10 protein-coding genes are annotated in these 12,602 nt (G+C 62.8%); 7 read left to right on the top strand and 3 right to left on the bottom strand.

All coding sequences use genetic code 11. The features are described 5' to 3' along the window. Positions 1–19 precede the first annotated feature (19 nt). A complete protein-coding gene (locus tag BMI91_RS05475; protein ID WP_078604214.1) occupies positions 20–1,189 on the top strand; it encodes an FIST N-terminal domain-containing protein in 1,170 nt (389 codons plus the stop codon). Further along, complete coding sequence (locus BMI91_RS05470; RefSeq protein WP_078545505.1) at positions 1,186–3,408, top strand: hybrid sensor histidine kinase/response regulator; 2,223 nt, start codon at positions 1,186–1,188, stop codon at positions 3,406–3,408. Before BMI91_RS05475 ends, BMI91_RS05470 begins: the two co-directional genes overlap by 4 nt. A 78-nt stretch (positions 3,409–3,486) precedes the next feature. Here the strand turns inward: BMI91_RS05470 and BMI91_RS05465 are convergent, their stop codons facing one another. The 3 genes from BMI91_RS05465 to denD are packed head-to-tail and all read right to left on the bottom strand — an operon-like array spanning position 3,487 to position 7,141. Further along, positions 3,487–5,262, bottom strand: coding sequence for an IlvD/Edd family dehydratase (locus BMI91_RS05465; RefSeq protein ID WP_078604213.1), 1,776 nt, complete (start codon positions 5,260–5,262; stop codon positions 3,487–3,489). Continuing rightward, positions 5,259–6,161, bottom strand: coding sequence for an NAD(P)-dependent oxidoreductase (locus tag BMI91_RS05460; protein WP_279627325.1), 903 nt, complete (start codon positions 6,159–6,161; stop codon positions 5,259–5,261). Before BMI91_RS05460 ends, BMI91_RS05465 begins: the two co-directional genes overlap by 4 nt. Continuing rightward, positions 6,158–7,141: a D-erythronate dehydrogenase gene (gene denD, locus BMI91_RS05455; protein ID WP_078604211.1), complete on the bottom strand. Its 984-nt coding sequence runs from the start codon at positions 7,139–7,141 to the stop codon at positions 6,158–6,160. The genes BMI91_RS05460 and denD overlap by 4 nt, the downstream gene beginning before the upstream one ends. Before the next feature lie 158 nt (positions 7,142–7,299). Between denD and BMI91_RS05450 the strand changes: the two genes are divergently transcribed. The 5 genes from BMI91_RS05450 (at position 7,300) to BMI91_RS05430 (ending at position 12,578) form a co-directional block, all read left to right on the top strand. Further along, positions 7,300–8,718, top strand: coding sequence for an FAD-binding oxidoreductase (locus BMI91_RS05450; RefSeq protein WP_078545513.1), 1,419 nt, complete (start codon positions 7,300–7,302; stop codon positions 8,716–8,718). Positions 8,719–8,747: 29 nt separating this feature from the next. Next, on the top strand, positions 8,748–9,464 hold the full coding sequence (locus BMI91_RS05445) for a FadR/GntR family transcriptional regulator (protein ID WP_078545515.1): 717 nt from the start codon (positions 8,748–8,750) through the stop codon (positions 9,462–9,464). 141 nt (positions 9,465–9,605) lie between these two features. Next, a complete protein-coding gene (locus tag BMI91_RS05440; RefSeq protein WP_093476880.1) occupies positions 9,606–10,763 on the top strand; it encodes a fumarylacetoacetate hydrolase family protein in 1,158 nt (385 codons plus the stop codon). A 4-nt stretch (positions 10,764–10,767) separates the two neighbouring features. After that, positions 10,768–11,304: a TRAP transporter small permease gene (locus BMI91_RS05435; RefSeq protein ID WP_078604209.1), complete on the top strand. Its 537-nt coding sequence runs from the start codon at positions 10,768–10,770 to the stop codon at positions 11,302–11,304. After that, complete coding sequence (locus tag BMI91_RS05430) at positions 11,301–12,578, top strand: TRAP transporter large permease (RefSeq protein WP_078545521.1); 1,278 nt, start codon at positions 11,301–11,303, stop codon at positions 12,576–12,578. The genes BMI91_RS05435 and BMI91_RS05430 overlap by 4 nt, the downstream gene beginning before the upstream one ends. The last annotated feature ends 24 nt before the right edge of the window (positions 12,579–12,602 follow it).

Here is a 12,602-nt window from a genome sequence, read left to right as displayed (position 1 = left end):
TTCCGTTCAGGGAGGAGATATGCTGGATATTCACGACTCGCGCGCCGGCCCAGGCTGTCCGCGCTCTGCCTATGCGCCTGCGCAGGCGCCGGATTCACTGCGCCGGATCGCGGAAGACCTGGGTGAAGGCCCGTTTGCTCAGGTTTTTCTCTTCGTTGATCCCGGCGCCGATCTCGACAGTCTCGTGCAAGAAGGTCGCGCGCTCTTCCCTGGCGCTGAAATCGTAGGCTGCACCACTGCCGGAGAGATCACCGGGAACGGCTACGATGAAGGCCAGATAGTGGGCTTCGCGCTACCGGTGAAGGGATTTTCGACTGAGACTTTGATCATCGAAGATCTAGACCGGCTTGATACGAAAGCGCTGGTGTCCGAGCTGTTGCGCGCCCGGCAAAGCCTCGGGCGTCTCGCGTTCGAGCGGGCGAATGAATTCGCGATCCTGTTGGTTGACGGCCTTTCGGGGCAGGAGGACCAGCTGGTTTCCGCACTGTCCGGTGGGCTCGGGCCGGTGCCAGTGTTCGGGGGGTCGGCGGGGGACGGCAACAAGTTCGAGCGTGCCGAGTTGTTTGCCCGCGGACGGCGTTTCGAGAATGCAGGAATCCTGACGCTTGTCCGTTCCGCCTGCGAGGTGAAGCTGTTTTCATTTAACCACTTGCAGCCCACCTCCTCGCGAATGGTGGTGACAATGGCCGATCCCGGCGCGCGTTCGGTGCTGCGGATCAATGACGAACCGGCAGCCCGCGAATACGCGAGGCTGCTGGGGCTCAGCGTCGCCGACCTTTCGCCGACAGTCTTTGCCGCGAACCCGATCCTCGTGCGCGTCGGCGGGCGTTATCACGCGCGTTCGATCCAGCAAGTCGGGCCGGGAGAATCGCTGATATTCTTCGCCGCGATCGATGCCGGCTTGGTCCTGACCCTGGGCCGCCCTGACGATATCTCCGCTCATTTGGCGCGCGAACTTGACGCGCTCTCGGCCAGTCGCAGACCTTCGGCCGTGCTGGGATTTGATTGCATCTTTCGCCGCTTCGAAGCTGAGGGCAAGCAATGCGCCCGCGCAGTTTCCGATACGCTGGCGCGCCATGGCGTGGTCGGTTTTTCGACCTATGGCGAACAGATCGGCGCAATGCATGTGAACCAGACCATGACTGGCGTGGCTTTCTTCCCGCCTGAACCATCGGGGATGGAGCCATGAGGCAGTCCCTGGCCGCTTCGCTGCTCGATCCCGGCGATACGTTGGAGCGTCAGAACGCGAAACTTCTGACCATCGCTGAGGCGCTGATCCAACATTCCGAGGAGATGAACGAGGACCGGGGAGCCGCCTTCGCCCAGTTCCAGCGCGCCGCAATGCTCGAAGAACAGGTCCGCGCGCGCACGCGTGATCTGGAACGGGCGCTCGATCTTCTCAACGTTTCGAATGCGCGATTGGCCGATGCGAACCGCGAGACCGAAACCGCGCGGCAAAACCTCGCCGCGGCGATCGAGACCGTTCAGGATGGGTTTGCGCTATTCGACGCCCAGGACGTGCTCGTGATGGCCAATTCGCGTTTCAACGCGCTTCTTGATGACGTGCGTGACGAGATCGTGCCGGGGATGCAGTTTGACGACTACCTCGAACTCGTGGCGGGATCGACGCATCTGCACATGTCCGACGGGATGAGCCGTGGCGACTGGATCGCAATGCGCCGCGCGCGCCATGCCGAGCATCACTTCATTTTGAACCAGCGGATGGGAGACGACCGCTGGATGCAGGTCAGCGAACATCGCACGCATGATGGCGGGACGGTTATCTTGCAGACGGAGGTGACGGATCTGATCCGCGCCGAAAGGGAGAAACGGGGGCGACTCCTCGACGATCAGGCGAAAATCCTGCGCGCGACGCTGGAGCACCTGAAACTCGGCGTCTGCATCTTCGACTCGCGGTTACAGCTTCTGGGCTGGAACGCGCGGCTTGGCGAATTTCTTCTTCTGCCGCGCAACCGGCTGCGCGAAGGGATGCATTTCGACGCGATCCTGGAACAGGTTCGCGACCAGTTCACCTTTCCCAACGGACTCTCTGCGCATCGTCTCGGGGATTGGGTGCGGCGTGCGCTGCGCCGCGACCAGTTCGAGGTCGAGGTGACGCGGGAGGGCGGCAAGGTCTTCGAGATCTTTGCGCAGGAATTGCCTGACGGTGGCTTTGTCATGTCGCTCTCCGATGTCTCGGCGGAGCGGCACGCGATCGAAGGGCTGAGCCGCGTGAACGAGACGCTGGAGGCGCGCGTGACCGAGCGCACGCTGGAGTTGGAGGATGCGCTTGCCAGTGCCGAACGCGCCAACGCATCGCGCGCCCGGTTCGTGGCCGCCGCAAGCCACGACCTTCTCCAACCCTTGTCGGCAGCAAAACTCTATCTCGCATCGCTGGGCGAAGAGAAAACGTCAGATATCGCAGCGAGAACCGTCGAGAAGGCACAAAACGCACTCTTGTCGGTGGAAGGCATTCTCGGCGCATTGCTCGATATTTCTCGGCTGGAATCGGGCCACGTCTCGGTCGATCTGGGGCCCGTTGCGCTGGGCCCGATATTCGCGGCGCTGCGCGATGAATTCGCCATGCATGCCCGTCTCAAGGGGCTCGATTTCCGTATCGTGTCGACTGACGCTGTCGTTGTCTCGGATCGCGCTTATCTACGGCGAATTCTGCAGAACCTGATTTCGAATGCGATCCGTTACACAGAGACCGGCGGCGTATTGATGGCTTTGCGCCACCGCCGAGATGAGCTTGTGATCGAAGTGCGCGATAGCGGCCCGGGGATTGCAGAAGATGATCAGGATAAAATCTTCCACGAATTCCATCGCCTGAACGCGAAGGCGTCCGCGTCGGAAGGCATGGGGCTGGGGCTCGCGATCGTGGAACGTGCTGCAGCGGTCCTGGGGCACCCGCTGACGCTGCGCTCGGCACCGAGGCGCGGTTCAACCTTCACTTTGGGCCTGAAGCCCGCGCTTGGAGGGGCAGCACGGGCCGAAAATGACGTGGTGACACCGGTGCGCGACCCCGAGGGTGGCGATATCGTCGTGTTGCTGGTCGAGAACGACGCGGATCTCTCACGCGCGATGACGCAACTTCTCGAGAAATGGGGAGCGACGGTTCTCGATGTCGATAGCGGCGAAGCGGGGCTGGAACTTCTCGAGGCAACGGGGCTAGAGCCGGACGCCTGCCTTATCGACTATCAACTCGGCGATGGAATGGATGGACTGCAGCTGATTGCCGCCTTGCGTCAAAAGATCGGCTCCGTTCCGATGCGCTTGGTTACTGCGGATCGTTCAGAAGAGTTGCGCAAGATGGCTGCGGCAGCGCAGGTCGAGATGCTCACCAAGCCAGTGCCGACTTCGCAGTTGGCGGCGTTTCTCTTCGGATCTCAGCGCCGCGCAGGCTGAGCGTCGCCGCGCTCGGTTGCATGGGCCAAAGGCTTCAAATGAGTCGGTATTGGCCCATGCATGGGGCGTTCCTGCGCCTCAGTGATTGTGCCGCGGCAGTCTCTTCGCAAGCTGACGGAACTGCTCGGCGTCGCGGATCGTCGCACCGTCGGCCATCTGCGTGACGGTCTCGCGGTAGAGCTTCTGCCACGGGGTCGCTGCCTCGGGGATCGGCGGCAGGTCGCCAGCCTTGCGCGCTGCCAGTTCGTCGTCGGCAACGAGCATGTCGCAGCGCCCGGTGTTCAGATCGATCCGGATCGTATCGCCCGTGCGCAGCCATGCCAGCCCGCCGCCCGCCGCGCTCTCGGGTGAGGCGTTCAGGATCGAGGGGCTGTCCGAGGTGCCCGATTGTCGCCCGTCACCGATCGTCGGCAGGCTGGTTATGCCGCGTTTCAGCAAGCGATCCGGCGGCTGCATGTTCACCACTTCCGCAGAGCCCGGCCAGCCGAGCGGACCCGCCCCCCGGATCACGAGGATCGAGGATTCGTCGATCTCGAGTGCGGGGTCGTTGATGCGGGCATGATAGTCTTCCGAGCCGTCGAAGACGAAGGCCGTGCCCTCGAGAATTCCCTCGCGGCCCGGCTCACTGAGATAACGCTCGCGGAACTCCGGCGAAATCACCGAGGTTTTCAGGATCGCGAAGTCGAAGAGATTGCCAGAGAGGACATAGAAGCCCGCGCGCTCCATCATCGGCTCCTCGAAACGGTAGATCACGTCGCGATCGGTGCTCTCGTGCCCGTCTAAGTTCTCCGCCACGCTGTGACCGGTGACGGTGGGACAATCGCCGTTCAGCTGTCCCGCCTGCAGTAGTTCCCACAGGATCGCAGGGACACCGCCCGCGCGGTGGAACCGTTCGCCCAGATATTTCCCGGCGGGCTGCACATTGGCCAGCAGCGGGATGTCGTAGCCATGCGTTTGCCAGTCCGACGGATCGAGCGTCACGCCCGCATGTTTCGCCATTGCCATGATATGCGGCTGGGCATTAGTCGAGCCGCCGATCGCCGCGTTCAGTTTGATCGCGTTCAGGAAGGCCTCGCGGGTAAGGATGTTCGAGGGCCGGATGTCCTCGTGGACCAGTTCAACGGCACGTCGCCCGGTGCGATAGGCCATCTGGCCGCGGGCGCGATAGGCTGCCGGTATCGCCGCACAGCCGGTGAGCGACATACCCAGCGCCTCCGCGATGGCGTTCATGGTAGAGGCCGTGCCCATCGTGTTGCAGTGGCCAATTGAGGGCGCGCTGTCGAGCGCGGTTTCGAGAAACTCGTCGCGGGTGATTTCGCCCGCGGCGTATTTGCGGCGTGAACGCCAGATCACCGTGCCCGAGCCCACGAGTTCTCCCTCGTGCCAGCCGTCGAGCATTGGCCCGCCGGACAGAACGATCGCGGGTAGGTCGACCGTCGCCGCGGCCATCAGGGCCGACGGGGTGGTCTTGTCGCAACCCGTGGTCAGCACGACACCGTCGAACGGGTAGCCGTAAAGCAGTTCGACAAGACCCAGATAGGCGAGGTTGCGATCGAGCGCGGCGGTCGGACGCTTGCAATTCTCAAAGAGCGTATGCGTCGGGAATTCGATCGGGATGCCGCCTGCATCGCGGATCCCGTCGCGCACGCGCTTGGCGAGATCCAGATGGTGGCGGTTGCATGGGTTCAGGTCGCTGCCCGACTGGGCGATCCCGATGATCGGCTTGCCCGCGCGCAACTCTTCAGGCGTCGTGCCGTAATTCATGAAGCGTTCGAGATAAAGCGCAGTCAGGTCGGCATGATCGGGATTGTCGAACCAGTCTTGCGAGCGCAGGCGGCGTTCGGTTTTGGTCATGATCTTTCCTCGAGAAGGGACACGCTGTTGAGCGTCTCAAGATGAAGCAGCAGCCCGGAATGATCGACGTCGCCGTTTCCAGCGGCGACGAAGGCCTCGTAGGCCGCACGCACGGTATCGGTCAGCGGGAGCTCGAGATGGTTCGCGTTCGCAAGCGTCTCGACGCCGCGAAGGTCTTTCAGCTGCAGTCGCGACGGCCCGCCTGGGGTGAAATCGCGGGCGATCATCCGCGCGCCATGCAGTTCGAGGATGCGGCTTTCGGCAAAGCCACCGCGGATCGCGTCGCGGAATCTCGCGGGATCTGCGCCGCCCGCTCTCACGAGGACCATCGCCTCGGCGACCGCGCCGATGGTAATCGCGACGATCTGCTGATTGGCCAGTTTGCAGACCTGACCGGCGCCCGCAGGGCCGACATGGGTCATTCGCCCAAGTGGTTCGAGCACGGGCGCGATCCGCGCGATCGTCTCTTTCGGCCCACCCGCCATCAAAGCGAGCGTTCCGCTCTCGGCGCCCGCAGTGCCGCCCGAAACAGGGCAGTCGATCTGCGTCACGCCAAGCTCTTCGAGCCGGGCGGCATGATCGCGCGCCACGTCCGGCGCGATCGACGAGGTGTCGATCAGCACGCTGCCCGGGCGCAGGGCTTCGGCTGTGCCTTGCGCAAACAGCACGTCGGCCACCGCTGCGCCATCAGAAAGCATGGTGAAGGTGATATCCGCCTTCGCGACGGCCTCGGCGGGGCTCCCCGCCTGCTCGGCCCCGGCGGCGACCAGCGCGCGGGCCTTTTCGGCAGCGCGGTTCCAGACGGTGACGGGATAGCCCGCCCCGAGGAGGCGCCGAACCATCGGCGCCCCCATTAGACCTGTGCCCAGAAAAGCAATATTGGGGAGCGGCTGTGTCACGCGGCACCTTCCAGTTCATCCTCGATATGCGCTTGGATGATCGCGTCAAAGCTGTCTTCCGAGGTAAAGCCGAGCTGGCGGGCGCGGGTCGCGTCGAAGCCTGCGGCCCAGCTCTCGCACATCTTGGTGATCATCGCGTCTGGCTCGCGCCGGATCAGGGCGACAGCCTTTTGTCCTGCAACTCGGCGCAAGGCTTCGATCTGTTCGCCGACTGTGGCGCTGACACCCGGCATCGAAAGGTTGCGGCGCGGCCCGACCTCATCCAGATCGATATCGGCTGCGTGCAGCATGAAACCCACTGCCGAGCGCGGCGAGGTGTGCCAGTGCCGGATCGTCTCGGGCACCGGAAGCACGGCTTCCTGACCCACCAAGGGTTCGCGCAGGATGTTCGAGAAGAAGCCTGACGCTGCTGCATTCGGTTTGCCCGGACGGATGCAGATCGTGGGCAGGCGGATGCCGATCCCGTCGAAGAAACCATGGCGCGAATAGTCCGACAGCAGCAATTCGCAGATCGCCTTCTGGGTGCCGTAGCTGGTCAGGGGCGTCGCGTGGAACTCGTCGGGGATCGGATAGGGCAGGGGCGCGCCCACCACCGCGATGGAAGAGGCGAAGACCACCCGCGGACGATAGCCATCGGCGAGGTTCGCGTGACGGATTGCCTCGAAGAGCGCGCGGCTGCCGTCGAGATTGATCCGGTAGCCCTTTTCGAAATCTTTCTCGGCCTCGCCCGAGACGATCGCGGCTAGGTGGAAGATCACATCAGGCCGCGCGGCGATCAGTTTCTCTGCGGTGCCTGCTTCGGACAGGTCGGCTTGCAGGCAATCGGTGGTGCCTGAGTATCCCTCCGGCGTTTCCGGGGCGACTACGTCGACCAGCGACAGGTGGTCGACCGCTTTGCCCTGAAGCGGCGCTCCTCGGACGATTCGATCGGTGAGTTTTCGGCCAACCATTCCCGCCGCGCCGACAATGAGTGCGTGCATAACGTGTCTCCTCCCTGAGAAATTCGCAGTCTACCATCATCAAAGATGTTGTAATGTTGTCTGATAACCAGATATATGCGGGATGCAAATCATTTTTGTCCAGCTGGTCGAGATGGGGCGACGGGTGAGCACGAAGAACAAGAGTGGGGGAGGTAGGCATGCAGAAAGGTGAGGCGGCGAAGGAACTTTGCACGATGCTAGGCGGCGACATGGTCTCGACCGATGCCGGGCTGATCGCGCGCCATTGCCAGGACTGGCACGGCGACATCACCAGTTCTGCCATTGCGCTTTTGCGACCGCGGAGCACCGAAGACGTATCCCGCGCCGTGCGAGCCTGTGCAAAGCTCGGGCTCGGCGTTGTGCCACAGGGGGGGCGTAGCGGACTTGCTCTGGGCGCGGTGCCCGATGCGCCTGAGTCTCAGGTCGTGTTGTCGCTCGAGCGTATGGACCGGGTCCGCAGCCTGAGCGCACAGGATTTCACGGCGGTTGTCGAAGCTGGTGTCGTGCTCGAGTCGTTCAAGGAAGAAGTGGCCGAGGCCGGTCTCTACTTCCCGCTCGCGCTCGGCGCGCAAGGCACCTGCCAGATCGGTGGCAATGTCTCGACCAATGCGGGCGGGGTGAACGTCCTGCGCTATGGAATGACGCGCGAGCTGGTGCTCGGGCTTGAGGTCGTCCTGCCGGACGGTCGCGTGCTCGATCGGCTCAGTCGGCTGCGCAAGGATAATCGCGGGATCGATCTCAAGCAGCTTTTCATCGGAGCCGAAGGGGTGCTGGGCATCGTCACGGCCGTGTCCTTCAAGCTGATGCCCGCACCCGACCAAGTCTCGACCGCGTTGCTGGCGCTCGACTCGCTAGAAGGCGCGATCGAGCTTTACCGTCTCGCGCGTCGCCAGTGCTGTGACCTCATGTCGGCCTTCGAATTCCTGCCCGCCGAGGCATTCACGCTCGCACGCGAGGGTATTCCCGATCTTTCGCTGCCGCTTGAGCCCGCACATCGCGCCTATGCGCTGGTTGAGCTTTCGGGCTCGGGTCTCGTCGATATCGAGGCTCTTCTTTCTCAATTCCTCGAACTGGCGATGGAAGAGGGGCTCGTGCGCGACGGCGTGGTCGCGCAGTCGAAAGCTCAGGCGCGGAATATCTGGCTGGTGCGTGAGGGGATGAACGAGGGGCAGGCGCGGCGCGGAAAACATCTGCGCACGGATCTCTCGGTGCCGCTTTCAGAACTGGCTGCGTTCGTTGCTGAGGCCGAGGCGGCGGTCGGAGAAGCCTTGCCCGGGGCGGTCTGCGTCTCCTACGGTCACGTGGGGGATGGCAATGTGCATCTGAACGTGCTGCCAGACCCGGAGGGCATGGAGGCGCTCGATCAGCAGATTTTTCGAGCTAAAACAGTTCTCAACGGGGTCCTGGATCGCTATGACGGTTCGATCAGCGCAGAGCACGGGGTCGGACGTCTCAAGAAGGCCGACTTCGCCGCGCGCGCATCTTCGGTTCAGCATGATCTGCTGGGGCGGATCAAGCGGGCAATCGATCCAAATTTGACGATGAACCCCGGGTGTCTGATCGACCTCGAAAGTTGACGGACTTGGGACGAGATGAGGAATGAGTGATGGATAATGAGTTCGAGCAGATTGCCCGCACGGATCACCTGCCAACGCGGATCGCCACGCAGTTCGCCAAGCGGATTTATGATGGCGTGCTGAAGGCCGGTGACAAGCTGCCGACAGAGCATGCGATGTCCAAGACCTTCGGCGTGAGCCGCACCGTCGTGCGCGAAGCGATTGCGCAACTGCGCAACGAGGGGCTGGTCGAGACGCGACAGGGTGTCGGTGCCTTCGTGGTGGAGCGCAAAGCACGCCAGATCCGTCTCGAGGATGGCAAGAAGATGGACCGGCACGCCTTCAACGATCTCTATCAGGTGCGCGTGCCGCTGGAGATGGAAGCGGCTGCACTCGCAGCAGTGAACCACACCGAGGCCCAGATGGCGGCGCTCGACGCCGCGATGATGGGCCTGTCGGGTATTCGTGATTGGGGCAAGTCGGGCGTCACCGCCGACCTCGATTTCCACCGCATCATCGCCGAGGCGACGGGCAATGACTATTTCGTGCAATTTGTCACCGCGATCTCGGAGCGGATCAGCCATGTCATTACGATTGCGCGCGCCGAGGGGCAGCTCGACGATGTGATCGCGTGGACGATCGAAGAGCACGGGGCGATTTGCGAGGCCATTCGAGCGCGCAATCCCGCCGCGGCACGGGCCGCGATGCAGCGCCATCTGGTCAACTCCGCGGAACGTGTCGGCCTGCAGTTCGAATTCGTCGAGTAAGCTCAGCATCACATACGCTTGAGCCGCATGGGCGGCGCAAAATAGGGGTTGTATTTTAGGTTGTAGTGTTGTCTGACATCATATGTCAGTGCGGTATGAGGAGATACTGCGCCCGACAACATGGAGGGGGAATTGGCACCTATGCTCAATTTGGAAACGGGCCGTATTTTGCCCGAGGATGACGCACGCGCCCTGCTGGTCGGCCGGGTCTGGTCGAAGGCGGAAGGCGGGCCCTGCGTAACCGTTCTGCGCAACGGAATCCTGCACGATCTTACGCATATCGCAGCGACGGTTTCCGGGCTTCTGGAATGCGACGATTTGCACGCAATTCTGCGGCGCGACGATCTGCCGGTGCTCGGCTCACTCAAGGATTTTCTGTCCGGGGCGGCCGGTCATCTCTTGGCCCCGATCGATCTTCAGGCGGTGAAGGCCGCGGGCGTCACCTTCGCTGAAAGTATGCTGGAGCGCGTGATCGAAGAACGCGCCGGCGGCGACCTTCAGGCCGCGCAGGACATTCGCGCCAAGCTTGCTCCGGTGATCGGTGAGAGCCTACGAGATATCTCCGCCGGATCGGAAGCCGCTACGAAAGTGAAGGCACTGCTGCAGGAGATGGGCCTCTGGTCGCAATATCTCGAGGTCGGCATTGGTCCGGACGCAGAGATCTTCACGAAGGCCCAGCCCATGTCATCTGTCGGATGCGGTGCCGAGATCGGCATCCACCCGATTTCGGACTGGAACAATCCCGAGCCCGAGATTGTGCTGGCGATCCGCTCGGATGGCACGATCCTCGGTGCGACGTTGGGCAATGACGTGAACCTGCGCGACGTCGAAGGCCGCTCGGCGCTCCTGCTCGGCAAGGCCAAGGATAACAACGCCTCCTGCGCGATCGGGCCGTTCCTGCGGATTTTCGACGACCATTTCACGCTCGCCGATGTCGAGACCGCGGTCGTCACTCTGCGCGTGCGCGGCACCGACGGGTTCGAGATGGCGGGTGAGAGCCGCATGGAGGCGATCAGCCGGTCGCCCGCCGAGCTCGCCCGGCAGATGCTCAATCGCAGCCACCAATATCCCGACGGCGCGGTCCTGTTCCTCGGCACGCTTTTCGCGCCGGTGCAGGATCGCCGTGCGCCGGGGCAGGGCTTCACCCACGAGACCGGCGACGAGGTCGAGATTGCTTCGCCGCGGCTCGGGGCTCTGGTGAACCGCGTCGCTCGCTGTGATGCCTGTCCCGAATGGGTTTTTGGCAGCCGCGCGCTGATTGCCAACCTGGTCGCCCGCGGCCTCGGCGACAGGGTGTAAGCGGATGCAAAAACTTATCGCACTCTTCTACCGTGGCCTCGACATCCTGCTGGCGCTTTTGCTCGCCGGGATGGCTCTGATGGTCTTTCTCAATGTCATCCTGCGCTACGCGTTCGATAGCGGCATTGCCGTCTCGGAGGAAATGTCGCGCTTCTTCTTCGTCTGGCTGACCTTCATCGGCGCCGTCGTCGCACACCATCACCATATGCATATGGGCATGGAGACGGTGGTCGCGGCCTTCGGTCGTCGCGGACGCATGGTCCTGATGGGGCTGAGCGAGATCGTGATCATCGGCTGTTCGGCGGTGCTCTTTATCGGCACATGGAAGCAGCTGCCGATCAACATGACGATGGGCGCTCCGGTAACGATGATGCCGATGGGCTTTGTCTACGGCACCGGGCTGTTCACGGGTGCCGGGATCATCCTCATCTCGCTCGAGCGGCTCTTCCGGTTGCTGATCGGTCGAATGAGCGACGCCGAGTTCGCCCGCTTCGCAGGCCAACATCATGACGCTGAAGATATCGAGGGGCGTGCATCATGACCCTCGTTGTCTTTCTTGTCGCGCTCATCGGCGCCATGGCCATCGGGGTTCCGGTTGCCTTCGCTCTGATCTTCTGCGGCATCGCGCTGATGGAATATCTGGGGATGTTCAACACCCAGATCATTGCCCAGAATATGGCGATCGGGGCGAATACCTTCACCCTTCTCGCGATCCCGTTCTTCATTCTCGCAGGCGAACTGATGAATGCCGGCGGGCTCTCGCGCCGGATCATCGACTTCGCGATCGCCTGCGTCGGGCATATCCGCGGCGGTCTGGGCATCGTCGCCATCATGGCGGCGGTAATCCTCGCCTCGATCTCTGGCTCGGCTGCCGCCGATAGTGCCGCACTCGCTGCGATCTTGCTGCCGATGATGAGCCGCGCCGGCTATGACGTGCCGCGTTCTGCCGGCCTGATCGCCGCAGGTGGCGTGATCGCGCCGGTCATCCCGCCCTCGATGGCCTTCATTATCTTCGGCGTCGCGAGCAACCTTTCGATCTCCAAGCTGTTCATGGCTGGCATCGCACCTGGTGTCCTGATGGGGACCGTGCTGATCGTCACTTGGCTCTTCGTTGCCCGGAAGGACAAGGCCGAGACGTTGCCGCGTGCCAGCTGGGGCGAGAAAGGCCGGGCAGGGATGCGCGCAATCTGGGCGCTTGGCATGCCGGTGATCATTCTCGGCGGTATCAAGTTCGGTGTCGTCACCCCGACCGAGGCTGCGGTGATCGCGACCTTCTATGCGCTCTTTGTCGGGCTCTTCGTCTATCGCGAACTCACCTTGAAATCCCTGCCGGGCGTGTTCATCGCGGCAGGTCGTACAACGGCGGCGATCATGTTCCTTGTCTGTGCCGCGCTGGTCTCGGCTTGGCTCATCACGATGGCGAATATCCCCGCCGAGCTCGGCAGCATCATCGAACCGCTGATCGAGCATCCGAAGCTGCTCATGGCCTTCATCATGGTGCTGATTATTATGGTCGGCACCGCCCTCGATCTCACGCCGACGATCCTGATCCTGACCCCGGTGCTCTTGCCGCTGGTGCAGAAGGCGGGGATCGATCCGATCTACTTCGGTGTGATGTTCATCATGAACTGCTGCATCGGACTTCTGACGCCGCCTGTCGGTGTCGTCCTCAACGTGGTCAGCGGGGTCGGGAGGATCCCCCTTGGCCGTGTGATCATCGGTGTCTGGCCCTTCCTCGTGGCCGAGATCCTGGTGCTCTTCGTTCTCGTGGCCTTTCCGCAGATCGTGCTCGTTCCGGCACATTGGTTCTACTGACCGGTCACGGGTCAACATTTGCCA

Origin of the sequence: Thioclava sediminum (assembly GCF_002020355.1) — a bacterium.
In the GTDB taxonomy this organism is placed as follows: domain Bacteria; phylum Pseudomonadota; class Alphaproteobacteria; order Rhodobacterales; family Rhodobacteraceae; genus Thioclava; species Thioclava sediminum.
Note: the sequence above shows the minus strand (reverse complement) of the source record. Positions and strands in the feature narration are given on the sequence as shown.

Bases quoted from the DNA above. Each gene is read 5' to 3' on its own strand.
- BMI91_RS05475 (WP_078604214.1), top strand. From the start codon at position 20: ATGCTGGATATTCACGACTCGCGCGCCGGCCCAGGCTGTCCGCGCTCT.
- BMI91_RS05470 (WP_078545505.1), top strand. From the start codon at position 1,186: ATGAGGCAGTCCCTGGCCGCTTCGCTGCTCGATCCCGGCGATACGTTG.
- BMI91_RS05465 (WP_078604213.1), bottom strand. From the start codon at position 5,262: ATGACCAAAACCGAACGCCGCCTGCGCTCGCAAGACTGGTTCGACAAT.
- denD (WP_078604211.1), bottom strand. From the start codon at position 7,141: ATGCACGCACTCATTGTCGGCGCGGCGGGAATGGTTGGCCGAAAACTC.
- BMI91_RS05450 (WP_078545513.1), top strand. From the start codon at position 7,300: ATGCAGAAAGGTGAGGCGGCGAAGGAACTTTGCACGATGCTAGGCGGC.
- BMI91_RS05445 (WP_078545515.1), top strand. From the start codon at position 8,748: ATGGATAATGAGTTCGAGCAGATTGCCCGCACGGATCACCTGCCAACG.
- BMI91_RS05440 (WP_093476880.1), top strand. From the start codon at position 9,606: ATGCTCAATTTGGAAACGGGCCGTATTTTGCCCGAGGATGACGCACGC.
- BMI91_RS05435 (WP_078604209.1), top strand. From the start codon at position 10,768: ATGCAAAAACTTATCGCACTCTTCTACCGTGGCCTCGACATCCTGCTG.
- BMI91_RS05430 (WP_078545521.1), top strand. From the start codon at position 11,301: ATGACCCTCGTTGTCTTTCTTGTCGCGCTCATCGGCGCCATGGCCATC.